Genomic DNA, 25,529 nt, shown 5'->3' with positions numbered 1-25,529 from the left:
AAACGGACACGGTGTTTATCTGTCGCGCGCTGACGGAAACGTTCCGCAGGGCGCCAGACCAAAGAGGACTCGCGTGATCTTGCAAGGCGCCCTACAAAACGTTTCCGTGGCCTTCGGCCGAAAGAGGGCGCGCGACGGTGAAGTCTCCGTCGGGCGCTGGGCGCCCTTGGGGAGACCGTCTTGGGGCGTGTTCAAGTACCGCGTTTAGTCCTCTAAAGGCGGGGTCAGAGGAGGCCGGCTTCGGAGGCCTTGCCGATGGCTTCGACCCGGTTGCGGGCACCGAGCTTGTGCAGCGCGGACTGCAGATACGTCTTCACCGTGTTCCGCGCCAGGCCGGTCGACTCCGCGATCTCCGGATTCGTCTGGCCCTGCGCCGCGAGTCGTAAAACCTCGTACTCTCGCCGCGTCAGGCCGCTGCGGGCCAGCGCGTCGGACCGCTGGCCGTCGTCGGGGAAGATGCGCGGATCGACGACGCGTTCGCCCTTCAGCACCTGCCGCAACGCCGCCACCAGATCCGTCCCGGCGACGTCCTTGAGCAGGCAGCCGTGCGCGCCGGAGTCCAGTGCGGCCCGCACCCCCTGATGGTCACCGTGCGCGGTGAACACCACGATCCGCCCGGCCGGATGCACCCGCCGGAGCCCGGCGATGACCTCGGGCGCGAGCATGTCCGGCAGCCGCAGGTCCAGCAGGATCAGCACCGGTTTCAGCTCACCCGCCCGCTGGATCGCGGCCCGCCCGGTCTCGGCCGACCCGGCGACGGTCATCGACGGGTCGTAACGCAGCAGCAGGCTCACCCCGTCGCGGACCACCGGATGGTCGTCCACGACGAGCACGGTCACCGGCGACGGCACGGTTCCGGCACCCAAGCGCGCAGTGTGCACCCGTCGTCATCGTCGCGGACCAGGCTGACCCGGCCGCCGAGCCGCGCGGCGCGTTCGGACAGGGCGCGCAGGCCCATCCCGGTGCCGGGAGCGGGTTCCTCGTCGCGATGACCGGCACCGTCGTCGGCGACGACCACCTGCACGCCGTCCTCGCTGGGCAGCAGGCTGACCACGACCGACAGCGCGTCGGCGTGTTTCTCGACGTTGAGCAGGCCTTCCCGGACGGCCGCCACCAGCAGCCCGGTGCGCTCGGCGTCCAGTCGCGGCACCGGGGCGAGCTGGACGAACCGCGCCGGGACGCCGCAGCGGGCCTGGAACGAGCGGCAGTGCTCGGCCAGTTCCACCGGCAGGGCGCGTTCCGGGCTCGACTCCGACAGCGCCAGCAGCGACTCGCGCAGTGCCCGCGACGCGGCCGACACGTCGCCTTCCAGCCGCCGCAGCCGCGATTCCAGCGCCGGGTTGTCGCTGATGTCCTCGTGCAGGTTCCGGACCTGGACGCCGATGGAGAACAGCAGCGCGCCGACCGAATCGTGCAGCGCGCTCTGCATCCGGAGCCGTTCGGCGGACAAGGCCGTCTCACGGTCGGACTCGGCGACCGACGCCAGTTTCAGCGCCCGGCCGGCCTCACCGGCGATGTCTTCGAGTGACTGCACCGCGTCGTCGCCGAAGTCGCGGGGCTCGCGCATCGCGGCGTAGGCGATGGCGACGGTCTCGGTCCCGCTGATGATCGGGACGGCGATCATCGCGGCGAGGCCCTCGCCGCGGACCTGCGCGTCGAACTGGTGGGTGATACTCGGCGAGCTGACGTAGTCGGTGACCCGGACCGGCCTGCCCAGTGCGAGCACCCGGCCGCCGATGCCCTGGCCGATCGGCACGGCGAGATCCTGCAGCGCGTCCGTGCGGGTCCCCGACGTCCAGCGGATCACCGCCTGTTCGGGGCCCGCCAGCTCGGCGACGAAGCCGGAATGCGTACCGATGGACTCGCGGATCAGCCGCGCCGTCCCGTTGAGCGCCGCGACCCGGTCGAGGGTGGCGAGCAGCTCTTCGCGCTCGCGCAGAAGCCCGCCGAGCACCGCGCTGTGCTCGGCGGCGAGTTCCTCCGCGACCTGGCGTTTCGCCGTCACGCGCTCACGATCGCATACCGGACGTGGTTTCCGACACACCCGTCCGGAGAGGTTCACCGATGCGTTCTCGGCCGCGGTTGTCTTGAATGGACCCGTGGAGATACTGGCCGACGCCGCGACACTGGCCCTGTACACGACCGACGCCTCCAACTACCGGCACGTGCCCCAGGGCGTGGTGCTGCCGCGGAGCGTCGACGAGGTGATCGAGGCCGTCGCAGCCTGCCGCGAGGCCGGGCTGCCGGTGATCGCCCGCGGCGGCGGCACCAGCGTCGCGGGCAACTCGTGCGGGCCGGGCGTCGTGATCGACACTTCGCGCCACCTCGGCGGGGTCCTCGACCTCGATCCCGCCGCGCGGACGGCGAGGGTGGCGCCGGGGACCGTCCTCGACGACCTCCAGGCGCTCGCCGCGCCGCACGGGCTCCGGTTCGGGCCCGATCCGTCGACGCATTCGCGCTGCACGATCGGCGGGATGATCGGCAACAACGCCTGCGGCTCGCATTCGGTCGCCTATGGCCGCACGGTCGACGTCGTCCGCGAACTCGACGTGCTGCTCTACGACGGCACCCGGCTGACCGTCGGACCGACCTCACCGTCCGAAGTGGACGCTCGCGCGGCCATGCCGGGCACGGAAGGCCGGGTCTTCTCCGAACTGCGCGCACTGGTCCGGGACAACCTTGCGTTGCTGCGCACCGAACTGTCCACGTTCAGCAGACGAGTGTCCGGCTACGGGCTGGAACACCTGCTGCCGGAGAACGGTTTCGACGTCGCCAAGGCGCTGGTCGGCAGCGAGGGCACCTGCGTCACCGTGCTGGAGGCGACCGTCTCCCTCGCCGAGGTCCCGAAGCACAAAGTGCTCGCGGTGCTCGGTTTCGAGTCCGACATCGCCGCGGCCGACGCCGTCCCGGCGATCCTGCCCTGGTCGCCGCTGACCGTCGAGGGCGTCGACGCGGACCTCGTCGCGCTGCTGGAACCCGGCCGCGCCGACGGCCTGCCGCCCGGTGGTGCCTGGCTGTTCGTCGAGATGGCTGACCCGGACAAAGCGCGCGGCCTGATCGACGGACTGCATGGCGCGCTGACCGGATCCACCCTGCTGGACGACGCGGCCGCGCAGAAGCGGCTGTGGCGCATCCGGGAAGAGGGCGCCGGTCTCGCGACGCGGCTCGCCGGCGGTGAGGAGGCCTGGCCCGGCTGGGAGGACGCCGCCGTCCCGCCCGAGCGGTTGGGCGCGTATCTGCGCGAGTTCAAGGAACTCATGCGCGCGCACGGCCGCAAGAGCGTCGTCTACGGCCACTACGGTGAGGGCTGCCTGCATCTGCGGCTGGACTTCGATCTGCTTTCCCCGCAAGGGATCGCCGGTTTCCGGTCCTTCCTCGAAGAGGCGGCCGACCTGGTCGCCGCACACGGCGGCTCGCTGTCCGGGGAACACGGCGACGGCCAGGCCCGCTCGGAACTGCTGCCCCGGATGTACAGCCCCGAGATCCTCGCGCTTTTCGCGCGCTTCAAGGGGATCTTCGACCCGGACGGCAAAATGAACCCCGGTATCCTCGTCGCCCCGAGGCCGGTCGACGCCGATCTCCGGGTGCGGCGCGCGCCGCTGGAACTCGAAGACGTCACCGCGCTCGCGTATCCGGAGGATGAGGGGAGCTTTGGGCAGGCGATGCGGCGCTGTGTCGGCGTCGGGAAATGCCGCAACACCACCGGCGCGGGCGTGATGTGCCCGAGTTACCGCGCCACTCGCGAGGAAAAACACTCGACACGGGGCCGCGCGCATCTGCTGGCCGAGATGGTGAACGGCGAGCTGATCACCGACGGCTGGCGCTCGAAGGAGGTCGCCGAAGCGCTGGACCTGTGCCTGTCGTGCAAGGGCTGCCTGTCCGACTGCCCGGTCGATGTCGACATGGCGACCTACAAGGCGGAATTCCTGCACCAGCATCACAAGGGGCGGCTGCGTCCGGCGTCGCACTACTCGATGGGCTGGCTCCCGGTGTGGTTGCGCGCGGCCGCGCTGGCGCCGCGGCTGGCGAACACGATGTCGCGCCGGTTCTCAGGCCTGCTGAAACGGCTCGGCGGGATCGCGGCGGAACGGGAACTGCCCACCTTCGCCCGGCTGCCGTTCACCAAGCGGCGCAAGGATCTCCGGCGCTGGGCGACCGGTCCGAGGCCGGTGGTGCTGTGGCCGGACTCGTTCAACAACTACCTGACCCCGGACGTCCTCGACGCCGCGGCCGAAGTGCTCACCGCGGCGGGGTACGACGTCGTCCTGCCGGATCGCGGTGTCTGCTGCGGGCTCACCTGGGTGTCCACCGGACAGCTCGACATGGCGAAGAAAGTCTTGCGCAACACGCTTTCCGTCCTCGAACCGTATCTGCGCGCGGGATACCAGGTCGCCGGGTTGGAACCGAGCTGCACGGCGCTGTTCCGCGGTGATCTGGAGGCCCTGCTGCCGGGCGACCCGGTCGCGAAACTGCTCGCCGGGCAGACCAGGACGTTCGCTGAACTCGTCGAGGACTCACCGCTGGAATTCCGCTCGCTCGACGTCGAGGCGCTCAGCCAGGTCCACTGTCATCAGCACGCCGTGCTCGGTTTCGACGCCGACGAGGCCGCGATGCGCGCCGCGGGTGTCCACAATTCCACAATGGACTCCGGTTGCTGTGGACTGGCGGGCAACTTCGGCTTCGAACGCGGGCACTACGACGTTTCCGTCGCCTGCGCCGAGGATCGCATGCTGCCCGCGATCCGCGCCGCGGCCGAGGGGACCGAAGTGGTCGCCGACGGGTTCAGCTGCCGGACGCAGATCGAACAGCTGGACGGGCGCCGGGCCGTGCACCTCGCGGAACTCCTGCGGCGCGCGCTTCCCTAGGGCTCGCCCTCGTGAGTGGTAATGACGGTTCTATTGAGAGGTAAGGCAAACGTGGCGTATGAGTCATCGCGCTGTGAAGGCCTCCTTGCCTACCGTGAGGGTAGTGAAGGGGCCCTTCACTACCCGCCGGGACGATCCGCCGTGACGCTAGGACACATCGTGACGCCAAGTCCCGGACCGTGGGCCGACTGCTCGCGTTTAGCCCGCTAAACGCGCTCCGGGCGCACGTGCGTTTCGCCCCCTGATCGCGATCCGGCGCGGCGACGTGCGGGGCGTTTCTCGCGTCCGTGAAGGACTCCTTGAGGGACTCTGGGTCCCTCAAGGAGTCCTTCACGGACCAGGCCCCAACCCGCCACGTTTGCCTTACCCCTCAATAACCGTCATTACCACTCACGACACCCGGCCGAGGCGGTGGTCCCGTTCGGCGTACTTCTTCAGCGTCAGCAACTGTTTCCGCATCATGACCAGGTCGCCCCAGCCGAGCAGGAACTCCTTGAGGCGCCCGCCGAACCCTCGCGAAGTCACGACGATGCGGCACAGCATCCGGCAGGTCTCCGCGTCGATCGGCTCGACCGAGTATGTCGCCGCCACCGGTCCGAACAGCTTCTCCGAGCCGTCGAAGGTGCGGCCGGTCAGGCTGTGCCCAGGGTCGACGTCGGTCAGCTCGAACACGATCAGCGTGTCGCCGGGTGCGAGCTCGTCGGCGCCGGGGGTGAGCGTGTCCGGACTGCGGCGCCCCAGGTTGTCCAGCAGGTCGTAGCTGTAGGGCGCGACCGAGATCTGGCAGAGCCAGCGATAGGCGAGCGCGGCGGGAGCGCGCACGGTGACCGCGCGGTCGAAGAGCGCGACCGGGCCGTCCAACAGGGTGTCCGCCGGTTGCGCGCGCCGACGTTCCTCCGGGGTCGCGCCCCAGTTCGCGGGTGATCCGAAGGGCATGGCCGCCTCCGTACGGTGCCGTATGGTTTTCCATACGGTAGCGTATGTCGGCGTGGCTCGTAACCGGAGGCTCGCCCGCGAGGATTGGGCGGACGCGGCGCTCGAAGCGCTGTGCGAAGGCGGCGTCGCCGCGATAGCCGTCGAGCCCATCGCGGCGAAACTCGGGACGACGAAAGGCAGCTTCTACTGGCATTTCGCGAATCGGGACGCGCTGGTCGAAGCCGCCGTGCGCCGATGGGCCGAGCAGGACACCGAGGCGCTGATCACGCTGCTGGACGGGATTTCGGATCCGGCGCGGCGGCTGCGGGAACTCTTCGGACTCGTCTTCGGGGTGAACGACGAGCAGCGGGCCGAACTGGCACTGCTCGCACACGCCGCCGACCCGGTGATCGGCCCGGTGCTGGCCGAGGTCACCACCCGCCGTGTCGGCTTCATCGTCCGCTGCTTCCGGGTGATGGGCTTCCCGGAAACCGAGGCCGGACATCGCGGTTTGCTGGCCTACACGGCTTTCATCGGGTTGATCCAGGCGCAGCGGGCCGGTGGCGGGACCTTGCTGCCCGTGGCGGACCGGCCCGGTTACCTGGAGTTCCTGCGCGGGATTATCACGGACTGATAATGATCTTCGGCTCTTCGGGCGGGTGATCGGCCCGAGGCTTCCGATCCCGGAACCGCCCGCTCATCATCGGCCCATGACAGCCACGTATCCCGCGGCGAAGGACGATCCCGCGACGCCGATGGGCGCGATCTACGCCGACCATCCGCCGATGTCCAAGGTCGTCTTCCCGAGCGGCTGCGAAGGCTGGCTGGTGACCAGGTACGAAGACGTCCGGCTGATCTTCTCGGACAAGCGGTTCTCCCGGAACCTGCTGGCTCCGGGCGCGCCGTGCCTCATCGAGCCGGGCGACTTCTCCACCGGTGAGCACAGCATCCTGAACATGGACCCGCCGGATCACACGCGGCTGCGGAAACTGTCGGCGCAGGCCTTCACCGTCCGCCGGATCGCCGCGCTGCGGCCACGGATCCAGGAGATCGCCGACGATCTCCTGCGCGCGATGGTCGCGCACGGGCCGCCGGTCGATCTCGTGGAGATGTTCGCCTTCCCGCTGCCCACCGCGGTCATGTGCGAGATCCTCGGCGTCCCGTTCGCGGGCAGGGAACGGTTCCGCCAGTGGTCGCGGGTGATCGTCACACCGGTGGCGCACAGCCCCGAGGAAGTGGCGCAGGCCCGGCGAGACGGGGCGGAGGACATGGCGGCCCTCGTCGCCGTCAAGCGGGCGACGCCGGGTGAAGACCTGCTGAGCGTGCTAGTGCACGCCCGCGACGAGGACGGCGACCGGCTCACCGAGGCCGAGTTGATCGACCTGGCCACCCAGCTTCTCCTGGCCGGGCACGAAACCACGGTCAGCCTGATCGCGACCGGGATCGTGCTGCTGTCGGAGAATCCGGAGCAGTTCGCCGCGTTGCGCTCGGATCCCGCCCTGACGGAAGGCGCCGTAGAGGAGATCCTGCGATTCGACGGACCGGCTGACGCGTCGTTGCTGAGGGTCGCGCTGGAGGACGTCGAACTGAGCGCCGGCCTGGTCCGGCGGGGTGAGGCCGTGCTGGCGCACACAGGTGCGGCGAACCGCGACGAGAGCGCCTTTCCCGGGGCGTCGCGGTTCGACATCCGGCGCCGGAACGCGCCGCAACTCGGCTTCGGGCACGGACTCCACTTCTGCCTCGGCGCGGCACTCGCGCGGCTCGAAGGGGAGATCGCGTTCCGGACCCTGCTTGACGGACTGCCGGGACTGGATCTCGCGGTTCCGGCGTCGGCCATCGTCTGGCGGCCGCCGCTTTCGATCCGCGGTCCCGAAGCGGTGCCGGTGACGTGGGCTACCACCAAGCGCGGCTGACGCTCTCCAGCGTCGCTTCTTCCGGTGCCGGAAGAGCTTTGAAGTACCAGGTGAAATTGCTGTAGACGTGCAAAAGCGCGTACGCCAGGCAGCGTCGTGCGAAGTCTTCGTCCGGATCGGCGCCGTATCCGGCGAGCAGTCGCCGCAGGAAGTCCTTGTCCCCACCGGAAACGAACAGGCCGACGGCGACGAAGTCGTACTCGGCCGCGCCGCGCATCGCCGGTTCGAAGTCGAAGAGCCCGCTCAGCCGCGGGCGTTCGCCGTCGTGGGTGACCATGACGTGATCACGCATGAATTCGGTGTGCAGCGGGACGACGGGCGGGCTGCCCAGCTCGACGGAATCGAGGAACGCCGGGATCTGCCCGATCCAGCTCTCGTCGAGACCGGTCCGGCGATGGTGCTCGACGGCTTTCGCGCGCTGTCCGGCGATGAAGGCGGTCCAGTCCGGCGGGCCAAGGACGTCCAGCCGGGGGGCGTGCAGCGAATGCAGGGCCGCCAGCGCCTCGCCGAGTTCGGGAGCGAGCCGGTGTTTGTCCTCTGTGGACAGTTTCGGCCAGGCGTCCTTCAGCGTTTCGCCCTGAAGGCGTTCCATCAGCACGTAGCCCCAGCCGTCCCGCTCGCCCACGTCCCGCACCGCGGGTGTCGGGATCGGCAGTTTGCCGTGCAGGACCTCGAGCATCGCCCGTTCGGTGGGGAGTTCGTCGAGGTGCACCGGCGGGAACAGCTTGAGCACCAGGTCCTCGCCGACGGCGTAGACCGGCAGCGAGCCTTCGGTGAACGGGACGACGTCGCCGAGGCCGAGCGACCCGGTCAGCGACGTCACCGCCGGAAGCAGGTCCTGCCTGGTCAGCGCGTCGAACTCGGCTTCGGTGCCGGCGGGTGGGAACGAGATCACGGACGCGACCGTAGAACAGCGCGCCACGGGCGGCGACCGAATTACCCGCTGCGTTCCAGCAGGGTCCGCGCGGCTCCGAGCACGAGGCGGCTGACGTCGTCCGGATCCGCGCTGGCCAGGGGTTCCTTGCCGGTGATCTCGCGGACGAGACCGATCCCGAGCAGCCAGGCCAGGATGAGATCGGCGCGCAGATCCGCGTCTTCGGCGTCGGTCAGCGTGGCCAGTACCTTCGCGTATTCCTCACCGAGCTGCCGCCGGACCGCGGCCGCGGCGCTGTCGTGCCCGGTCGAACGCAGGTAGGCGTCGAGGGTGCGATCGCGGTCGGTGTCGGATTGCAGCATGCTGCGCAGCGCCGTCCCGAGGAGTTCACCCGGCGGGGTGGTGGCGAGTTGCTCGCGCCCGCCGCGTGCCAGCACCTCTTCGAAGAGCGCGTCCTTCGAACCGAAGTAACGGAACAGCAGAGCCTGGTTCACCCCGGCGAGCTTCGCGATGTCGCGCACCGTCGTCCGGTCGAAACCGCGCTCGCCGAACAGGACCCCGGCCGCGTCGAGCAGGGCCGCCCTGGTCGCGGCCGCGTCGCGCTTGCGGACCTGCGGTTCTTCCGTCATCGGGCACAGGCTATCCGGCTGTCGCACGGTAGGCGCATTGACGCTGTCCGTGATCATGGTTAGCGTTGTAAGCAGCCGCTTACAAACCGCCGAGCCGGGGGGTTTCCGGACAAATGACCACCACGCACACCGAATACGTCGCCTATCCGTTCAACGAGGACGCGGGACTCGAACTCAACGAGGCCTACGCCGCCGCCCGCGACGCCGAGGGCATGCTCCGCGTCCGCCTGCCGCACGGTGAGCCCGCCTGGCTCGCCGTCCGGTACGCCGACGCGCGTTTCGTGCTGGGCGATCGGCGGTTCTCCCGCGCGATGGCCACGGACCGGGACGAGCCGCGGATGGCGCCGGGCAGGCGGCCCGGCGGGATCCTGAGCATGGACCCGCCCGACCACACCCGGCTGCGCACGCTGGTCGCGAAGGCGTTCACCATGCGCCGCGTCGAACTGCTGCGGCCGAGGGTCGCGGAACTGGCGGCGGGCCTGATCGAGGACATGAAGGCCAAGGGCCAGCCCGCCGACCTGGTCGAGGACTACGCGCTGCCGATCCCGGTCGCGGTGATCTGCGAGCTGCTCGGCGTTCCCGTCGAGGACCGGCCGAAGTTCCGCGTCTGGAGCGACGCCGCGTTGTCGACCAGCCCGTTGACCACCGAACAGATGATGGCCAACCAGGAGGAGCTGCGGGCGTACATGCACGTGCTCGTCGAAGAACACCGTGCCCGGCCGCAGGACGACCTGATGACCGCGCTGATCGAGGCGCGCGACGTCCGCGACAGGCTGAGTGAGCTGGAACTGGTCGACATGTGCATCGGCATCCTGATCGCCGGGCACGAGACCACCGCGAGCCAGATCCCCAACTTCGTCTACGCGCTGCTCGACCAGCCGGAACAGCTGGCCCGGCTGCGCGCGGACCTGGACCTGATCCCGGCCGCGGTGGAGGAGCTGCTCCGGTTCATCCCCTTGGGTGCCGGAGCCGGATTCGCCCGCTACGCCACCGAAGACATCCAGGTGGGTGACGTGCTGGTGAAGGAAGGCGAACCGGTGATGGTCGCGATCGGCGCCGCCAACCGGGACGCGCTCCAGTTCGGCTCGGCGGAAACCCTCGACTTCGACCGGGAAGCCAATCCGCATCTCGGTTTCGGCCACGGCGTGCATCACTGTCTCGGTGCCCCGCTGGCCCGGCTGGAACTGCAGGAGGCCCTGCGGGCCTTGCTCCGCGATCTTCCCGGACTGCGCCTCGACGGCGATATCGTGTGGAAGACGCAAATGCTGGTGCGGGGGCCCCGCACCATGCCGATCGGATGGTGAGCATGAGCTGGAAAGTCGAGGTCGATGGCGGTACGTGCATCGGCTCGGGGATGTGCGCTTCGCTGATGCCGGAGGTCTTCGAACTCGAAGGCGCCACGGCGACGGTGATCGCGGACCAGGTCGACGCGGACGAGACCGTGCTCGACGCGGCCGATTCCTGTCCCGCGATGGCCATCGAGGTCAAGGAAGACGGAAAGGTGATCGGGCCACGGCCCTGATTTCCGCGCTTTAATGCGTGGCGGTCGTCGGTGAACAGGCGTAGGACCAGGGTGTGAGCGATGACAGCCTGACCATCCGCACCCTGACCACCGACGACTTGCCCGCGTTCGCCGAGCTGCTCGCAAGCGCTTTCCTCACTGATCTCACGGAGGAGGTGAAGCACCGCGAAAAGCTGATGTTCGAGCCGGAACGCGCGCACGGCGTCTTCGACGGCGACGAACTCATCGGGACCGGGGGACTGCTCACCCGGAAGATCACCGTTCCCGGTGCCGGGCAGACGCCACTCGCCGCGGTGACCGCGGTAGGCGTCGCTCCAGGACATCGCAGGCGCGGGGCGCTCACCCGCGTCATGCGGGCGCAGTTGGACGGCCTGCACGAGGACGGCGGCGACCCGATCGCCGCGCTGTGGGCGTCCGAACCGGTCATCTATCCCCGCTTCGGTTACGGCCTCGCGACGCAGTTCTATCGCGCGAAGGTGCGCGCGAAGTCCGCGTTCCGTCCCGGTGTCGAACTCGACACCGAACCCGTGCGCGAAATCAAGCGCGAGCAAGCGATCCCGCTGATCAAGGCGATCTACGAGAAGGAAGCGCCGCAGCGGGTCGGCGCGCTCGACCGGCCGGAGTCGACATGGGAGTTCACCCTCGACGACCCGGAGTACCGCCGTCACGGCGCGACGGCGCTCAAGTTCGCCGTCCTGCCGGACGGCTACGCCATTTACCGTGTGAAGAACGACTGGAACGAAGAGGGCCCACAGGGGAGCTTGACCGTGCAGGAACTGGTCGCGACCACGCCGGAGGCGTACGCGGCGCTGTATCGTTTCCTGCTCGACTACGACCTTGTCGTCACGGTGGAAACCTTCGCGGCCCTTGACGAACCGCTCATCCACCTGCTGGCCAATCCCCGCGCCATGACCCGCTCCGCCGGTGACTCGCTGTGGTTCCGGCTCGTCGACGTCGATCGCGCCCTGGTCACTCGCCGCTACAACGCTCCGGTGGACCTGGTTTTCGGCGTGCGCGACACCTTCTGCCCGTGGAACACCGGGAACTGGCGGCTCGTCACCGGTACCGACGGCCACGCCGAGGTGACCCGCGTCGAGGACGCGCCGGATCTCGAACTGGACGTGACCGACCTCGGCGCGATCTTCCTCGGCGGAACCCGGCCGAGCACGCTGGCCGCGGCGGGGCGGATCAAGGAGTGGACGGCCGGCGCGGTCTCGCGGGCGACGGCGGCGTTCGCCACCGACCGGGAGCCGTGCTGCCTGGAGTCCTTTTAGTGAGGGTGGCGTATGAGGCACTGCCGCCACCCTGGGCGGCCTCTCGCTAGCACCGCATTACCTGCCGGGTAATCGACGTCATGCCGTCCCCCTTGCGAGAGTGAGCGGGTGCGAAAGATCAAGAGATTCCTTGGTGTGACGGCGGTTCTGCTCGGTGCGATGGCGATGGGGGAGGGAACGGCGGTGGCGGAAGCGAGGGGAGACTGCCCGGTACTGGAGCAGCTGGGGGATCGGGTCGAGGGCACGGTTTCGCCGGGCGCTTGCGCTTTCATCGCCAAACAGACCGAGTTCGGGGCGATGCGGTCGGACACGCCGGAAACGCGGGATGCCCGGGTCCGGTTGTACGGCAGCATTTTCGCCGCCGACGGCACACTGGCCGAATCGGGCAGCGCGCCACCGGTCGTGGGTAGGACGAACATCGCGAACAGCCTGCGGACGCTGCTCGGCGCCTTCCCGACGTTCCGGTTCACCCCGGTGAAGATCGTGGTGAACGGCGACACCGTCTTTTACGAGGCGGCCAACGAAATGACCATCCACGGTCAGGTCGTGCGGTATCCGGCCGTCTACCGGGTCGTCCTGCGAGGAGGCGAGGTCGCTCAAGGGCGCCGCTACCACGATCGGACGGAATGGTTCCGCCCGATCGAAACCGGCGCCCTCCGCGAACTGTTCGCCGGTGTCGCCGACGACTGCCCGAGGCCGGGGCCGTCCTTCACCGGACCGGGACTGACGGCGCCGGTGACGGACCCGGTCTGCCACGCCGCCTACCTCGGCCGGTTGTCGGGCGCGATGACCGACGTCCGGCTGGCGCCCGATCAGACGGCGGCCGGCGCGCACACGAGGTTCCAGGAATACCGCGGAACCGTGCAGGCGAAAGGACGGACGATCGACTACGGGATGATCGTGGGTACCGAACCCGGCCGGGTCCGCTACTACTTCGACACTCTCCCGCTGAGCTACGACGACCAGGAGATGGCGGAGCTGTTCACCAAGCTGCTCACGGGCGCAGCACGCCCTGCTCCGTGACCACCGCGGTGACCAGCTCGAACGGCGTCACGTCGAAGGCCGGATTGAACACCTTCGCGTCTTCGGGCGCGACCTTCGTGCCGCCGAAGCTCAGTACCTCGCCGGGATCGCGTTCCTCGATCGCGATCCCGGCGCCGTCCGGCATCTCGGAGTCCACAGTGGACGAAGGGGCGACGACCACGAACGGGACACCGTGGTGCTTCGCCGCGATCGCCAGTCCGTAGGTGCCGATCTTGTTGGCGACGTCGCCGTTGGCGGCGATCCGGTCGGCGCCGACGAGGACGCAGTCGACCAGGCCGCGGCTCATCGCGGCGGCGGCCGCGCCGTCGGGCTGGATCCGGTACGGGACACCGGCTTCGGCCAGTTCCCATGCGGTCAGGCGGGCGCCCTGCAGTAGGGGCCGGGTCTCGTCGACCAGAACGGATTCGACCAGGTTGCGGGCCTGCAGATGCCAGACGACACCGAGCGCGCTGCCCCAGCCGACCGTCGCGAGACGGCCGGCGTTGCAGTGGCTGAGCAGCCGCAAGGGCCGCCGTTCGCAGTGTTCGAGTACCACCTCGGCCGCCAGCCGGGACGCCTCGTGGTTGATCCGCTCGTCCTCGTCGAGGATCGCCAGCGCTTCGGCGAGGACGGCTTCCGGCCCTTCCGGGAGCTTCGCGAGGGCGCGGGAGACGCCCCAGCTCAGGTTGACCGCGGTCGGCCGGGCCTTGGCGACGCGGTCAGCCTCGGCCTCGACGTCGCCTCTGGCGCGGGTCGCGAGCACGACCCCGAGCGCACCGGCCGCGCCGAGCGCCGGGGCGCCGCGGACGGCCAGCCGTTTGATGGCGTCGACGAGTTCGCCGACCGTGCGCAGTTCGAGCACGCGGTATTCGGCGGGCAGCGCCGTCTGGTCGATGATGGTGACCGCGTCACCGGTCCAGTCGATCGTCCTGCGCATGGCGAGGTTCCCCCGGAAATCCAGTTGGCCGGTCGTTGCCGGTTCGGTGAGGATGCGGCTCGTGACCATTGAACGCCACCATCCGCCCGGTCTGCATCCGACGCCCACCTACCACCACGTGACCATCGTCGAAGGACGGCGGGACGTCCACCTCGCCGGACAGTGCCCGCTCGCCGAAGACGGCAAGGTCGTCGAGGGCGGCGTGCTCGCCCAGGTCGACCAGGTCGTCGCGAACACCGCCGCCGCGCTCGCCTTCGCCAAGGCGACCCCGGCCGACGTCGTGCGCACGGTGATCTACGTGGTGACGCCGGACAGAGATGTTCTTTCGGCCGTATGGGACCGGTTCGTCGAGTCCGAGATCGGCGAGGCCTTCACGACCGCGAGCACCCTGCTCGGTGTCGCGCAGCTCGGCTACCCCGGGCAGCTCGTCGAACTCGACGTCACCGCCGCGACGGCCTGAACCCCCGCCGCGATTCGGCACCTGCTTCGCGCGCGAGCAGGCGCCGAATCGCGTGCTCAGGTGATGACGGTGACCACCTGGTCACCGGCCTTCGCGGCACGTGCGAAGAAGGTCACGAGGTCGTCGTAGCCCGCCCGTACGTAGTCCAGCGCGTCGGGGTCGTCCCAGAACCGTGGGTAGATTTCGTTGGCGTCGAGTTCCGCGAGGGTGACGCCGCTGGAGAGTCGTTCGAACCCTGTCCGGGACAACTCCGCCGAGATCGTCTCGACTTCGGCCGCGGTGAAGTACCGTGGCGGCCCGTCGCTGTCGGCTTCCCCCAGCAGCGCCCCGCCCAGCACGAAGTCGACTTCGAACCCGGCCTTGTCGATCAGGTACCACAGCGCGTGCCAGGCCTTGTCGATGTCCGCCGCCCGCTCGGTGTCCCGGGCGTCGTCGGCGTACTCCCAGTACCGCTCGGGTTTCTCGCTCAGCTCACGGAGTTCCTCGGCCGTGACCCGGAGATAAGCGCCGTACATTCCCATCGATCAGAGGCCCGCCATGAGGTCGGTCTCGGTGATGCCCGGCCCCTGCCCTTCGCGGATGAACCACTCGACGCCGAACGCCTGCGCGAAACCCTCATCGGGCATCGCGAGGAAGAACGAGTCCTCGCTGATCTGGCTGGCGTGCGCGCGCATCGCCGCCCGCTTGTGCGGCAGGTACTCGGTGACGTCGACCCTCGCCGTCAGCACCGCCTCCGGCTTGCCGAACTCGGCGCCGTCTTCGAAATCGGGGAGGTCCTCGGGCTTCATCTGCCCGGTCCGCACCGCCTCCTCCATGCCGCGGCGCATCTCGTCACTGTTGCTCGTGGCCTCGTAGACCCGCGGCGTCCCCGCCAGCTCGGCCGCGCGCTTGCCGACGCGGTGCACCTGGATGTGGTCCGGATGCCCGTAACCGCCGTTGTCGTCGTAGATGGTCAGGACGTCGGCTTGCTCTTCGCGCAGGATCGCGGCCAACCGCTGCGCTGCCTCCTCGACGTCGGCCTGCCAGAACGTGCCCGCCTCGTCGTTGCGCGGTTCGCCCATCATGCCGGAATCGGTGTACCCCAGGAACTCCACGCGCTTGGCCCCCAGTACCTCGGCCGAAGCGTGCGTCTCTTGGACGCGGCGCTGCCACAACTCCTCTCCGTCGTCGAGGAAGCCCTCCGGCACCTCGCCGGCCTCGCCCCTGGTCGCGACGACGAGCACGACACGGTGGCCTTCCTCGAAGGCCTTGCGCATGACGCCGCCCGCGACGATGCACTCGTCGTCGGGGTGGGCGTGAAAACTCACCAATGTGGCCATGCTGGGGAAACTACCGCGAGGTACCGACATATTCCGTCATGAGTGGTGACGGTTCTGACCAAGGGTGTTTTAGGTGCCTACGGCGGGTAAGCCGCGATAGCGGCCGGGCCGTGAAGGACTCCTTGAGGGACTCAGAGTCCCTCAAAGCTCCCCTCATCCGGCTCGGACGGCCGTCACGAGCCTCAGCAGCACCACCAGTCACAACGGCCGCGCGTCGCACCGGCTCGGCGCTGACCTACTGGGGTGAGAACTCCACCAGTAGGTCAACAAATCAGTGATCGCCAAGGAGGCCTTCATGTACTTCACGCGAGCCAGTCCGCAGGCCACAAGCAGGTACCTAAGAGAGGGTTCGTTCCAACCGTCATCACCATTCACGACCCGGCCGCTGACTCACGCCGGGAAGACCCGCCCGAGGAACTCCAGCGTCAGCGCCCAGGCCGCCGCGGCGGGTTCGGGCTGGTGGAACATCGGCGCCACATGGTTGTGGAACGCGTGCCCGGCACCCTCGTGGATGTGGATCTCCGCCCCCTCGTGGGTGGCCACCGCGTCGGCCAGTTTCCGCACGCCCTCCACCGGGATGTAGGGATCCGCGCCGCCGAACTGGAACTGGATCGGGCAGGTGATCTTGTCCAGCAACGGAAGCCGCCCCGGCACGGTCGAGCCGTAGTACGACACGGCGACGTCCGGGTCGCCCTCGGCGGCGGCCGCGTAGGCCATCGAGCCGCCGAGACAGAAGCCGAAGACGCCCGCGCGGCCGTCGGTTTCGGGCAGTGACCGCAGCATCACCAGCGTCGCGAGCACGTCGGTCACCGCGCGTGCCGGGTCGAGTTTGCCGGAGACTCCATCGAGGCGGAGATACCGGCTTCGTCGTGGGTGGCCGACCAGCCGGGGGAGATCCGCCAGAACAGTTCGGGCACGGCGACGACGTAGCCGAGCGTGGCCAGGTCGGCGGCGACGGACTTCAGGTAGTCGTCGAGCCCGAAGATCTCCTGGATCAGCACCAGTCCGGGGCCGGAGCCCGATTCGGGCAGCCAGAGCGGGGCGTCGAACGAACCGTCGGCGACGGTCACTTCGGTCATCGGATTCCTTCCAGAGCACGGACGAGCGAGTCTGCCACCAGTGCGGCCTGCGTGCCGTCGGGGTCGAGGTCGGGATCGAAGATGGTCAGCTCCAGCCCGGCCGCGCCGGGAATCGCGAGCAGACCGCGGAGAAGCTCGACGAGCTTGTCGGAACTGAGCCCGCCGGGGTCTGGACTGTCCACAGCGGACACGTACGACGGGTCGAGGGTGTCGATGTCGATGTGGATCCAGAAACCGTCCAGTGGCGCGAAAATCTCGCGTGCGGCCGTGAGCGCGCCGTCGGTTCCGTGGGCCATGATCTCTTGGCTGGTGATCGTGCGAAGTCCCGCCTCGCGGGCTTCGGCGGACTCCTCTTCGCGTACGCCGAGCACGAGGACGTCCTCGTCGCGGACATAGGGCGCCAAACCGTCCACATCGGCCAGTTCCGGAGCGCCGCGGCCGGTCACGACGGCGAGCGCTTCGCCACCGACGGACGAGACCTGCTCGGAGTTACCGAGGTGGCGGAAGTCGTCGTGCCCGTCGAAGTAGACGATGCCGAAGCGACCTTCGCGGCGCAGAGTGAGCATGGCGGCGAGCGCGATCGAACAGTCGCCGCCGAGTACCACCGGGAAACCGCCGTCCGCGCGGATCTTCGCGAGGCGACCGGCGAGGGCGACCGTGTAGTCCGCGATACCGGCGGCGTTACGGACGCCGCTGTCCGGCGACCAGTCGGGCAGATAACGCGGCGGGGTGACCACACCACCGTCGGTCGCGTCCAAACGGGTGAGCAGGCCGTGGTCACGCAGGGCGCCCGGAGCCTTGTAACAGCCCGGAACCACTCCTTCGGCGGGCGGACGCAGTCCGAGATTGGACGGCGCGTCGAGCAGTACGAAATTCCCCATGCCCACACCGTAGTAGTCACGCCTGGTGTCGTTTCGTCCGTCCCTTTAGGTTGGAAGGCTCGATCTCCAGGAGGCGCCATGGTGGAGCGGACGAAGTACATCCTCGACGAAGCGGACATGCCGACCCGGTGGTACAACGTCATCCCGGACCTCCCGGAGCCGCCACCCCCGCCCCTGCATCCGGGCACCCGCGAGCCGGTCGGCCCGGACGATCTCGCGCCGTTGTTCCCGCAGGCGCTCATCGCCCAAGAGGTCACCACCGACCGTTACGTCGACATCCCCGAAGAAGTCCTGGACGTCTACCGGCTCTGGCGGCCGTCGCCGCTGTTCCGCGCGAGGCGGCTGGAGAAGGCGCTCGGCACGCCCGCCCGCATCTACTACAAGTACGAGGGGGTCAGCCCGGTCGGCTCCCACAAACCCAACACCGCCGTGCCGCAGGCTTTCTACAACGCGGCGGAGGGCGTCACCAGGCTGACCACGGAGACCGGCGCCGGTCAGTGGGGGAGCGCGCTCGCGTTCGCCTGCGCCACCTTCGGGCTCGAATGCGAGGTGTGGCAGGTCCGCGCCTCGTACGACCAGAAGCCGTACCGCAAGCTGATGATGGAGACCTTCGGCGCGACGGTGCATCCGAGCCCGTCCGAACTGACCGCGTCCGGCCGCGCGATCCTGGCCGCCGACCCGAATTCGACCGGGAGTCTCGGCATCGCGATCAGCGAGGCGGTCGAACAGGCCGCGCAGGCGGAGAACACCCGGTACGCGCTGGGCAGCGTGCTCAACCACGTACTGCTGCACCAGACGATCATCGGCGAAGAAGCGCTCAAGCAGTTCGAACTCGCGGGGGACACCCCGGACCTGCTCGTCGGCTGCACCGGCGGCGGCTCGAACTTCGGCGGGCTCGCCTTCCCGTTCCTGCGGGAGAAACTCGCCGGGCGGATGGACCCGGTGATCCGCGCGGTCGAACCGGCCGCCTGCCCCTCGCTCACCCGTGGGAAGTACGCGTACGACTTCGGGGACACCGCCGGGCTGACACCGTTGCTGAAAATGCACACCCTCGGTCACGACTTCATCCCCGACCCCATCCATGCCGGTGGTCTTCGCTATCACGGGATGTCGCCGCTGATCTCGCACATCTACGAACTCGGGCTGATCGACGCGATCGCCATCGGCCAGGAAGACTGCTTCGCCGCCGGAGTGCGCTTCGCCCGCGCGGAGGGCATCATCCCGGCGCCCGAGCCGACGCACGCGCTCGCCGCGTGCATTGAGGAAGCGTTGCGGTGCAAGGAAACCGGTGAGGAGAAGGTGATATTGACCGCGCTGTGCGGGCACGCGCACCTCGACCTGCCCGCGTACGGCGCCTACCTCGCGGGCGACATGGTGGACAACGCGCTGCCCGACTCCGCCCTCGAGAAGTCCCTCGCCGGCCTTCCCTGATCGCATTTCGTCCTCTGGATGCGGTATTTGCGCGATGCAAAGAACGCATCCAGAGGACGAAATGCGCGGGGGCGGGGGTCAGCCGGTCACCTGGTAGCCCGAAGTCCGGTTCCGGCCGGTGTGCTTCGCCTCGTAGAGCGCCCGGTCCGCGACAGCGATCAGGGCGTCGACGTCGGTCATACCCGGCCGGTCGGCGAGGCCGATCGACACGGTGACGTGCTCCGGCAGACCACCCCGGTTCGCGATGCTCGACCGGATCCGCTCCGCGATCGCGTGCGCGTGCACGGCGGCCGTACCGGGCAGCAGGACGACGAACTCCTCGCCGCCGAACCGCCCGACCAGATCCGTGGCGCGCACCTCGCTGCGCAGGGTTTCCGCGATGGCGGCGAGATACCGGTCGCCGACCAGATGTCCGTGCCGGTCGTTGATCAGTTTGAACCGGTCGACGTCGAGCATCAGCAGGCTGGTGTGCCGCCCCGCGCGCCGCGCGCGGTCGAGTTCGTCGGACGCGGCGTCGCGCCACGCCTTCGCGTTGAGCAGCCCGGTCTTCGCGTCACTGCGTGCCTGGCGTTTCAGTTGCCGCAGCAGTACGCCGCGGTGCAGCACCAGCGTGATCCCGACGATCAGCAGCAGCACGACCGGCCAGTCCCGCAGTGCCCACGCCACGATGACGCCGAGCGCGATCGTCGCCGCTTCGAGCGCGTACTCGAACGGCTTCGCCACCGCGTCGCGCAGCCTGTCGTGCGGGGTGCCGTAGTACACCGCGACGGTCATCAGCACGGTGTTCATCAGCAGGAACACCCCGCCTGCCATGATCACCACCCCGAACGACCTGATGTCGCGGGGGAGAACGTCGAACGGGACGGCGTACCGGGCGAGGAAGGCGGCGGCCGCGAAGCCCGACAGCACGGTCGCCGACATGGAGAAAGTGCGCCGGAACAGCGGGTTCGGCTGCCCGCGGAACCAGCGGTAGAAGAACGACACGGCGATGACCAGCGCGGCGAGACCCGGGTGCAGCAGCAGTACGGCGGCGAAGGTCCAGACGCTGTCGAGCGAGATGTGCGGCGTGCCCGCGAACCGTTCCCGCACCCGTTCGACCGGACGCGACAACTCCGTGTACAGCACGACGCTGGCGATCAGGACTGCGAAGGGGACCGCGTCGCCGGGGGTGACCGGGACGCGGAGAAAAGTCCAGACCGATCCGGCGATCGCCGCGACGTCCGCCAGGAGGACGAAGCCGATCAAGCCGCGGTTGGGTAGCCGCCACAGCGCCCAATTCGTTAGCGCCACGGAGACGAACGTAATCGGTTGGATACCGGGTGTCACTACGCTGTATGGGTAGGCGTGGGTGCACCACGCGTGACCGGATCGGGAAAATCGAGGGGGTGAGCTCCATGCGCGGGCAGAACTGGTGATTACCCGGTTCCGGTCAAAGGGGGTGAAGAGGGGCCACGTGGCGCCATGCCCGGGTGGCCGGAACAGCCACTACGAGACCGGCGAGTGCGATGACCGAGACCGTCGTCGCTGGTGAACCGAGTACGCCGACGAGCAGGCCGCCGGCGATCAGCCCGATTCCCTGCACGGCGATGAGTCCCGACCCGGCGAGGCCGAAGGCCTGGCCTCGTTCGGTGTCGGGTACCAACCGCATGAACGTGGTGCTGGCGGTGACCTGGTAGGCCGCGCACATCCCGGACAGCACGAGCAGTCCGGCGGCGTAGGGGAGCGAGGGCCGGAACCAGAACGCCGCCAGTGGCACGATCGCGCCGAGTGCCAGCGTCCCGACCAGCCGCAGGCGCCTTTCGGGCCGCACCAGGCGCCCGAGTACGAACACCCCGAGCACGATCCCGGCCGGATGCGCCGCGAGCAGCAGCCCGGCCGTCACCGCCCCGCCGCCGATCTCCGCGGCGTAGGGCACGGCCAGTCCTTCCGGCACGATCACGAATCCCGCCAGCCACGCCAGGCCGACCAGTGCGCGCAACCGCCGGTCACGCCAGATCGTGCGGGCACCGGCGGAAAGCCGTCGCACCGTCGACGTCGCCGGTCCGCCGGAACCCGAAGCGGGCCGGGCGCGGACACCGAGCCGCAGGACGATCGCCGAGACGCCGAACGTCACCGCGTCGATGGCGAGTCCGCGGCCCGGTCCGATCGCGGCGATCACCGCGCCACCCAAGGCGAATCCGGCGAGCTGGCCTATCTGGTTGGTGATCTTCAGCAGCGACTGGCCGAGTACGTACTGGTCGCCGCTCAGCACCGACGGCAGGACGGCGGCCTGCGCGGCCGTGAACGGGGCGTTGGCCAGTTGCACCACCACGAGCACGGCGGCGAGCACAGGCAGCGGGATCCCGGGAATCGCGAGTACGGCGACCAGGATCGCCCGGACGACGTCGGAGCAGACCATCACCGCGCGCCGGGGGAACCGGTCGGCCAGCCCGCCGAGCAGCGGTCCGCCGATCAGGTCGGGCAGATAGGTGAGCGCGTAGGTCAGCGCGGGCCAGGTCGCCGAATGGGTTCGTTGGAACACCAGTACCGACAGGGCGACCCTGGCCACCTGGTCGCCGAGGATCGACTGGAGTTCCGCGAACCAGATCGCCCGCAGTTCACCGACCGCGAAGATCTGCCGGAAGGTCGCCGTCGAGGTCACGAGGTGGCCACCCCCGTTCGGGTCGGGTGAGCCACTGAGCGTACCGCCCCGGACGCGTTCGGTGAACGCGTCCGGGTGGGAATTACTCCGTGCCGCAGGTGATCTTCGGCTGCGGGTTGTAGTGCACGCTCCGGGTGTGGCGCCGGATCTCGCGGCCGGTCGCCGCGTCCTTGATGACCCGGGTGTCCGACGTGGTGAAGCCGGGAGCGCCGTTGCTGGGCTTGCAGTTCTCGGCGGGGCCGGGTTTCGTCGGCGGGTCGGCCGGGTTGCTGCGGCCGCCCGGTATCGACTCGACCGTGTACTTCTTCGTGCCCCACAGGCGGATCGTGATGTCCGAGGGCGTCCAGATGGCCTGGATCGCGACCCCGGTGTCACCGTCGTTGGTGAACTTCAGGTCGATCACGCTGCCGCCGTTGTGGTTCTGGAACACCGTCGCCTCGCGCGCGGCGGGGTAGCGGCTGATGTAGTAGCTGTGTTCCTTGTGCTCGGTGTCCTTCATGCCGGCGAAGTACGAGGCGTTGTACAGCGTGGTCGCGAACTGGGAGATCCCGCCGCCGACCTCGCGGCCGGGAGCGCCGTCCTTGATGACGCCCGCTTCGACGTAACCCTGTGCCGCGCCGCGCGGTCCGGTGTAGCCGTTGAGGCTGAACGTCTCGCCCGGCTTCACGATGGCGCCGTTGACCTTCTGCGCCACCACCCGGATGTTCGTCCCCGAGTCCGGGGCGAACCCGCCGGTCTTGAACTCGCTGACGACCTCCTTGATGCCGAGCTGGTTCGCCTGCTCGGTGGTCACCTTGGCCGGGGTCTTCTTGTAGGTCACCGGCAGCTCGCGGGTTCCGGTGCGCTTGAGGACGTCGAGCACCGGCTTGAGGCTCGGCTCCCAGTCGACGACGTTGGCGTCCTCGGACGGCTCGACGGTCGGCTTGCCGCCTTCGAAGACGATCTCCGCGTCCTTGCCCTCTTTTTCGGTGGACTTCAGCTGCGGCCCCGCGGCTTCGATGATCTTGTTGTTGTCCACCTTCGGGTTCAGCACGCCGCCGTCGGCGGGCTCGAAGGTCAGCGCGCCCGCGATGGCCTCCGGCTTGACGATCGCGTCCTTGCCCTCGCCCTTGATGACCATCGGCGCCGCCACGGCGGGCTTCGCGACCTGGTCGAGTGCGGCGTGGACGGCCTCCGGCGAGACCTTGACCGGGGTCTGGGTGACCGCGAGCGTGAGCGGCTCACCGGTGGCCCACCGGTCGATGATGGTCTGCTTGGCGGCCTCGACGTCGAGCTTCTGCCCGGTCTTCGGCTCGACGGCGACCGGCTTGGCGTCCTCGAACTTGACGGTGCCTTCGACGGGCTCGCGATCGACCTTGTCACGCAGGTTTTCCAGCGCCCCGGTGAGCTTGGCGTCGTCGGTCTGCGTGACGACGCCGACCTCGGTGCTCGAGAAGAACGACGCGATCCGCGTGAACGGGTTCAGCGGCTGGTCGCCCGCCTGGTCGAGGGTGGCGGGCCAGTCGAGGCGAAGGCCCGCCGCGTTCGGCGCCAGCGACTCCTCGGCGTCGCCCACGACGACCTTCACGGGACGGGTCAGCCGTGGCTCGATGCCGCCCCGGAGCTCCTTCTCGGCCGCGGTGCGGTCCATCCCGCCGACGTCGACCCCGGCGACGGTGACGCCGCGGGGGACGCTGCCCTGCGAGACCAGTACGTCGAGGGCGTACGCGACGACCAGGAGGCCGAACACGCCCCCGCCGATGAAGGCGGCCTTGCGATAGCCGCGACGGCGTTTCGGTGGCGCGGTCTCCGGCGGCGTGGCAGACTCCTCGAACCCGGGCGTGACGACCGGGAGAATGTCCGTCTGCTCGGCATGGGACTCGGGCCAGCGCGGTTCCTGCGGCAACTCTCCACCCTCCACGGCCGGCGAGGTCGCCGGACGGCACGTCGAACGTCCGGGCCTTACTCCGCGTTCCGGACATCGTTCAAGATACGGGGCGCCGTTTGTCGGCTTGCAACTCGCCCGGTCGGGTGAGCGCCCCCTCGGCCCGTTGATCACTGGGCGTCAGGCTCGCGGTTGTCACCCACTCGTGCGAGGAAATCGAAGTCGCATCCTTCGTCGGCTTGCGTGATGTGTTCGGTGTACAACGCGCCGTAACCCCGTTCGTAGCGCGGCGCGGGTGGCGTCCATTGTGCCCGGCGGCGCTCGAGTTCCTCGTCGTCGACATCGAGGCTGAGCCGCCGCGAAGGGACGTCCAAAGTGATCTGATCTCCGTCGCGGACCAAGGCGAGCGGTCCGCCCGCGTGGGACTCCGGCGCGACGTGCAGGACGCAGGCGCCGTAGCTGGTCCCGCTCATCCGGGCGTCGGAAACGCGGACCATGTCGCGCACTCCTTTGGCCAGCAGGTGATCGGGCAACGGCAGCATCCCGTACTCGGGCATGCCGGGGCCGCCGAGCGGACCGGATCCGCGCAGCACCAGCACGGAGTCCTCGGTGATGCCGAGCGCGGGATCGTTGATGCGCTTCTTCAAATCCTTGTAATCCTCGAACACCACCGCGGGTCCACTGTGGACGAGGAGGTGAGGCTCCGCGGCGATGTGCTTGATCACCGCTCCGGACGGCGCCAGATTTCCGCGCAGCATCGCGACGCCTCCTTCGGCGGCGACCGGGTTGTCGCGAGGGCGGATGACGTCGTCGTTGTGCACGCGCGCCGTTTCCAGTGTCTCGCCGAGGGTTCGCCCGGTGACGGTGACGCGGTCGGTGTGCAGCAGGTCGGTCAGCCGGGAGAGCAGACCGGGCAGCCCGCCCGCGTAGTAGAAGTCCTCCATCAGCCAGTCGCCGCCGGGCCGGATGTTGGCCAGTACGGGAACCCGGCGCGCGATCGCGTCGAAATCGTCGATGGACAGCGGAATCTGCCCTCGGCCCGCCATCGCGATCAGGTGGATGACGGCGTTGGTGGACCCGCCGAGCGCCAGCACGGTGGTGATCGCGTCGGCGTACGCGCGTTTGTCGAGGATCTTCGTGATGGTGAGGTCCTCCCACACCATCTCCACGATGCGCGCGCCGCTCGCCGCGGCCATCCGGTGGTGCGCCGAATCGACTGCCGGGATCGACGCCGCGCCCGGCAGGCTCAGGCCGAGCACTTCGGCGACCGACATCATCGTCGAGGCGGTGCCCATCGTCATGCAGGTGCCGGGGGAGCGGGCGAGTCCACGCTCCAATTCGGACAGTTCCTCGTCGCCGATCAGCCCGGCCCGCTTGTCGTCCCAGTACTTCCACATGTCGGTGCCGCTGCCGAGGACCTCGTTCCGCCAGTGCCCGCGCAACATCGGCCCGGCAGGCACGAAGATGGCGGGAAGGCCCGCGCTCGCCGCGCCCATCAGCAAGGCGGGCGTGGTCTTGTCGCAGCCGCCCATGAGGACGGCGCCGTCGATCGGATAGGACCGCAGGATCTCTTCGGTCTCCATCGACAGCAGGTTGCGGTACAGCATCGGCGTCGGTTTCTGGAAGGTCTCCGACAGCGTCGCGACCGGGAACTCCAGCGGGAAACCGCCCGCCTGCCACACCCCGCGCTTGACCTGTTCGGCGCGCTCGCGCAGGTGCATGTGGCAGGGATTGATATCGCTCCAGGTGTTGAGGATCGCGATGACGGGCTTCCCGAGGTGCTCCTCCGGGTTGTAGCCGAGTTGCCTGCTCCGGGCCCGGTGGCTGAAACCGCGTAGTTCGTCGCCGCCGAACCAGCGGTGGCTGCGGAGGTCCTCAGGGTTCATGCTCCCGAGTATGACA

At 69.1% G+C, this 25,529-nt stretch carries 22 protein-coding genes and 1 pseudogene; 9 read left to right on the top strand and 14 right to left on the bottom strand.

Features of this window, described 5'->3' with window-relative positions; genetic code table 11:
* Nucleotides 1-224 precede the first annotated feature (224 nt).
* Both ACZ7KI_RS32835 and ACZ7KI_RS32830 read right to left on the bottom strand, forming a co-directional pair.
* Entirely contained in the window at nucleotides 225-866 is a 642-nt protein-coding gene (locus ACZ7KI_RS32835) for a response regulator (RefSeq protein ID WP_470276918.1), read from the bottom strand.
* Nucleotides 836-2,005, bottom strand: coding sequence for a GAF domain-containing sensor histidine kinase (locus tag ACZ7KI_RS32830; RefSeq protein WP_470276917.1), 1,170 nt, complete (start codon nucleotides 2,003-2,005; stop codon nucleotides 836-838). Before ACZ7KI_RS32830 ends, ACZ7KI_RS32835 begins: the two co-directional genes overlap by 31 nt.
* Before the next feature lie 94 nt (nucleotides 2,006-2,099).
* Here ACZ7KI_RS32830 and ACZ7KI_RS32825 point away from each other — a divergent pair, with 94 nt between their 5' ends.
* On the top strand, nucleotides 2,100-4,865 hold the full coding sequence (locus ACZ7KI_RS32825) for an FAD-binding and (Fe-S)-binding domain-containing protein (protein WP_470276916.1): 2,766 nt from the start codon (nucleotides 2,100-2,102) through the stop codon (nucleotides 4,863-4,865).
* A 390-nt stretch (nucleotides 4,866-5,255) separates the two neighbouring features.
* Here the strand turns inward: ACZ7KI_RS32825 and ACZ7KI_RS32820 are convergent, their stop codons facing one another.
* Nucleotides 5,256-5,801: an SRPBCC family protein gene (locus ACZ7KI_RS32820; RefSeq protein ID WP_470276915.1), complete on the bottom strand. Its 546-nt coding sequence runs from the start codon at nucleotides 5,799-5,801 to the stop codon at nucleotides 5,256-5,258.
* A 52-nt stretch (nucleotides 5,802-5,853) separates the two neighbouring features.
* On the opposite strand from ACZ7KI_RS32820, the gene ACZ7KI_RS32815 reads away from it, so the two are divergent.
* Together ACZ7KI_RS32815 and ACZ7KI_RS32810 are read left to right on the top strand one after the other, a co-directional pair.
* Nucleotides 5,854-6,414, top strand: a complete 561-nt coding sequence (locus tag ACZ7KI_RS32815) for a TetR/AcrR family transcriptional regulator (protein WP_470276914.1) — start codon at nucleotides 5,854-5,856, stop codon at nucleotides 6,412-6,414.
* Nucleotides 6,415-6,490: 76 nt separating this feature from the next.
* Complete coding sequence (locus ACZ7KI_RS32810) at nucleotides 6,491-7,693, top strand: cytochrome P450 (RefSeq protein ID WP_470276913.1); 1,203 nt, start codon at nucleotides 6,491-6,493, stop codon at nucleotides 7,691-7,693.
* On the opposite strand, the gene ACZ7KI_RS32805 is transcribed toward ACZ7KI_RS32810, so the two are convergent.
* Complete coding sequence (locus tag ACZ7KI_RS32805) at nucleotides 7,674-8,588, bottom strand: phosphotransferase family protein (RefSeq protein WP_470276912.1); 915 nt, start codon at nucleotides 8,586-8,588, stop codon at nucleotides 7,674-7,676. The two genes, ACZ7KI_RS32810 and ACZ7KI_RS32805, sit on opposite strands and share 20 nt — an antisense overlap.
* Nucleotides 8,589-8,629: 41 nt before the next feature.
* Complete coding sequence (locus ACZ7KI_RS32800; RefSeq protein ID WP_470276911.1) at nucleotides 8,630-9,196, bottom strand: TetR/AcrR family transcriptional regulator; 567 nt, start codon at nucleotides 9,194-9,196, stop codon at nucleotides 8,630-8,632.
* Nucleotides 9,197-9,309: 113 nt separating this feature from the next.
* Between ACZ7KI_RS32800 and ACZ7KI_RS32795 the strand changes: the two genes are divergently transcribed.
* The 4 genes from ACZ7KI_RS32795 (at nucleotide 9,310) to ACZ7KI_RS32780 (ending at nucleotide 13,015) form a co-directional block, all read left to right on the top strand.
* Nucleotides 9,310-10,500, top strand: a complete 1,191-nt coding sequence (locus tag ACZ7KI_RS32795; RefSeq protein ID WP_470276910.1) for a cytochrome P450 — start codon at nucleotides 9,310-9,312, stop codon at nucleotides 10,498-10,500.
* A gap of 2 nt (nucleotides 10,501-10,502) precedes the next feature.
* Entirely contained in the window at nucleotides 10,503-10,718 is a 216-nt protein-coding gene (locus tag ACZ7KI_RS32790) for a ferredoxin (protein ID WP_465330256.1), read from the top strand.
* 53 nt (nucleotides 10,719-10,771) lie between these two features.
* Nucleotides 10,772-11,992 carry a GNAT family N-acetyltransferase gene (locus tag ACZ7KI_RS32785; protein WP_470276909.1) on the top strand — a complete coding sequence of 407 codons (1,221 nt, stop codon included), beginning with the start codon at nucleotides 10,772-10,774 and terminating at the stop codon, nucleotides 11,990-11,992.
* Nucleotides 11,993-12,127: 135 nt separating this feature from the next.
* Complete coding sequence (locus ACZ7KI_RS32780) at nucleotides 12,128-13,015, top strand: nuclear transport factor 2 family protein (RefSeq protein ID WP_470276908.1); 888 nt, start codon at nucleotides 12,128-12,130, stop codon at nucleotides 13,013-13,015.
* Here the strand turns inward: ACZ7KI_RS32780 and mtnA are convergent.
* Complete coding sequence (mtnA, locus tag ACZ7KI_RS32775) at nucleotides 12,987-13,952, bottom strand: S-methyl-5-thioribose-1-phosphate isomerase (protein WP_470276942.1); 966 nt, start codon at nucleotides 13,950-13,952, stop codon at nucleotides 12,987-12,989. The two genes, ACZ7KI_RS32780 and mtnA, sit on opposite strands and share 29 nt — an antisense overlap.
* A gap of 61 nt (nucleotides 13,953-14,013) precedes the next feature.
* On the opposite strand from mtnA, the gene ACZ7KI_RS32770 reads away from it, so the two are divergent.
* Nucleotides 14,014-14,412 (top strand): RidA family protein, encoded by a 399-nt coding sequence (locus tag ACZ7KI_RS32770; protein WP_470276907.1) that lies wholly within the window; start codon nucleotides 14,014-14,016, stop codon nucleotides 14,410-14,412.
* Nucleotides 14,413-14,468: 56 nt separating this feature from the next.
* Here the strand turns inward: ACZ7KI_RS32770 and ACZ7KI_RS32765 are convergent, their stop codons facing one another.
* From ACZ7KI_RS32765 to ACZ7KI_RS32750, 4 genes and pseudogenes are all read right to left on the bottom strand, one after another.
* On the bottom strand, nucleotides 14,469-14,933 hold the full coding sequence (locus ACZ7KI_RS32765; RefSeq protein WP_465330260.1) for a YfbM family protein: 465 nt from the start codon (nucleotides 14,931-14,933) through the stop codon (nucleotides 14,469-14,471).
* A gap of 3 nt (nucleotides 14,934-14,936) precedes the next feature.
* A complete protein-coding gene (locus ACZ7KI_RS32760) occupies nucleotides 14,937-15,731 on the bottom strand; it encodes a PIG-L family deacetylase (RefSeq protein ID WP_470276906.1) in 795 nt (264 codons plus the stop codon).
* 390 nt (nucleotides 15,732-16,121) lie between these two features.
* Nucleotides 16,122-16,810, bottom strand: a pseudogene (locus ACZ7KI_RS32755) (dienelactone hydrolase family protein).
* Nucleotides 16,807-17,691, bottom strand: a complete 885-nt coding sequence (locus ACZ7KI_RS32750) for an arginase family protein (protein WP_470276905.1) — start codon at nucleotides 17,689-17,691, stop codon at nucleotides 16,807-16,809. The pseudogene ACZ7KI_RS32755 and the gene ACZ7KI_RS32750 overlap by 4 nt, the downstream one beginning before the upstream one ends.
* Before the next feature lie 78 nt (nucleotides 17,692-17,769).
* Between ACZ7KI_RS32750 and ACZ7KI_RS32745 the strand changes: the two genes are divergently transcribed.
* Nucleotides 17,770-19,122, top strand: a complete 1,353-nt coding sequence (locus ACZ7KI_RS32745) for a TrpB-like pyridoxal phosphate-dependent enzyme (protein WP_470276904.1) — start codon at nucleotides 17,770-17,772, stop codon at nucleotides 19,120-19,122.
* A 78-nt stretch (nucleotides 19,123-19,200) separates the two neighbouring features.
* On the opposite strand, the gene ACZ7KI_RS32740 is transcribed toward ACZ7KI_RS32745, so the two are convergent.
* The 4 genes from ACZ7KI_RS32740 to araD form a co-directional block, all read right to left on the bottom strand.
* The gene (locus ACZ7KI_RS32740; RefSeq protein ID WP_470276903.1) at nucleotides 19,201-20,412 is read right to left on the bottom strand and encodes a GGDEF domain-containing protein; all 1,212 of its coding nucleotides are present in this window, start codon (nucleotides 20,410-20,412) and stop codon (nucleotides 19,201-19,203) included.
* Between the two features lie 139 nt (nucleotides 20,413-20,551).
* Complete coding sequence (locus tag ACZ7KI_RS32735; protein ID WP_470276902.1) at nucleotides 20,552-21,763, bottom strand: MFS transporter; 1,212 nt, start codon at nucleotides 21,761-21,763, stop codon at nucleotides 20,552-20,554.
* A gap of 82 nt (nucleotides 21,764-21,845) precedes the next feature.
* Nucleotides 21,846-23,648 carry a VanW family protein gene (locus tag ACZ7KI_RS32730; RefSeq protein WP_470276901.1) on the bottom strand — a complete coding sequence of 601 codons (1,803 nt, stop codon included), beginning with the start codon at nucleotides 23,646-23,648 and terminating at the stop codon, nucleotides 21,846-21,848.
* A gap of 149 nt (nucleotides 23,649-23,797) precedes the next feature.
* Nucleotides 23,798-25,513 carry an L-arabinonate dehydratase gene (gene araD / locus ACZ7KI_RS32725; RefSeq protein WP_470276900.1) on the bottom strand — a complete coding sequence of 572 codons (1,716 nt, stop codon included), beginning with the start codon at nucleotides 25,511-25,513 and terminating at the stop codon, nucleotides 23,798-23,800.
* Nucleotides 25,514-25,529: the final 16 nt, after the last annotated feature.

The organism is Amycolatopsis sp. NPDC039088 (assembly GCF_055598845.1).
This window is presented reverse-complemented; position numbering and strand designations above follow the sequence as displayed.

What these genes read in the sequence shown, in the direction of transcription:
- ACZ7KI_RS32800 (WP_470276911.1), bottom strand. Translation starts at nt 9,196, where the DNA reads ATGACGGAAGAACCGCAGGTCCGCAAGCGCGACGCGGCCGCGACCAGG.
- araD (WP_470276900.1), bottom strand. Translation starts at nt 25,513, where the DNA reads ATGAACCCTGAGGACCTCCGCAGCCACCGCTGGTTCGGCGGCGACGAA.
- ACZ7KI_RS32765 (WP_465330260.1), bottom strand. Translation starts at nt 14,933, where the DNA reads ATGGGAATGTACGGCGCTTATCTCCGGGTCACGGCCGAGGAACTCCGT.
- ACZ7KI_RS32810 (WP_470276913.1), top strand. Translation starts at nt 6,491, where the DNA reads ATGACAGCCACGTATCCCGCGGCGAAGGACGATCCCGCGACGCCGATG.
- ACZ7KI_RS32795 (WP_470276910.1), top strand. Translation starts at nt 9,310, where the DNA reads ATGACCACCACGCACACCGAATACGTCGCCTATCCGTTCAACGAGGAC.
- ACZ7KI_RS32745 (WP_470276904.1), top strand. Translation starts at nt 17,770, where the DNA reads ATGGTGGAGCGGACGAAGTACATCCTCGACGAAGCGGACATGCCGACC.
- ACZ7KI_RS32790 (WP_465330256.1), top strand. Translation starts at nt 10,503, where the DNA reads ATGAGCTGGAAAGTCGAGGTCGATGGCGGTACGTGCATCGGCTCGGGG.
- ACZ7KI_RS32820 (WP_470276915.1), bottom strand. Translation starts at nt 5,801, where the DNA reads ATGCCCTTCGGATCACCCGCGAACTGGGGCGCGACCCCGGAGGAACGT.
- ACZ7KI_RS32750 (WP_470276905.1), bottom strand. Translation starts at nt 17,691, where the DNA reads ATGGGGAATTTCGTACTGCTCGACGCGCCGTCCAATCTCGGACTGCGT.
- ACZ7KI_RS32760 (WP_470276906.1), bottom strand. Translation starts at nt 15,731, where the DNA reads ATGGCCACATTGGTGAGTTTTCACGCCCACCCCGACGACGAGTGCATC.
- mtnA (WP_470276942.1), bottom strand. Translation starts at nt 13,952, where the DNA reads ATGCGCAGGACGATCGACTGGACCGGTGACGCGGTCACCATCATCGAC.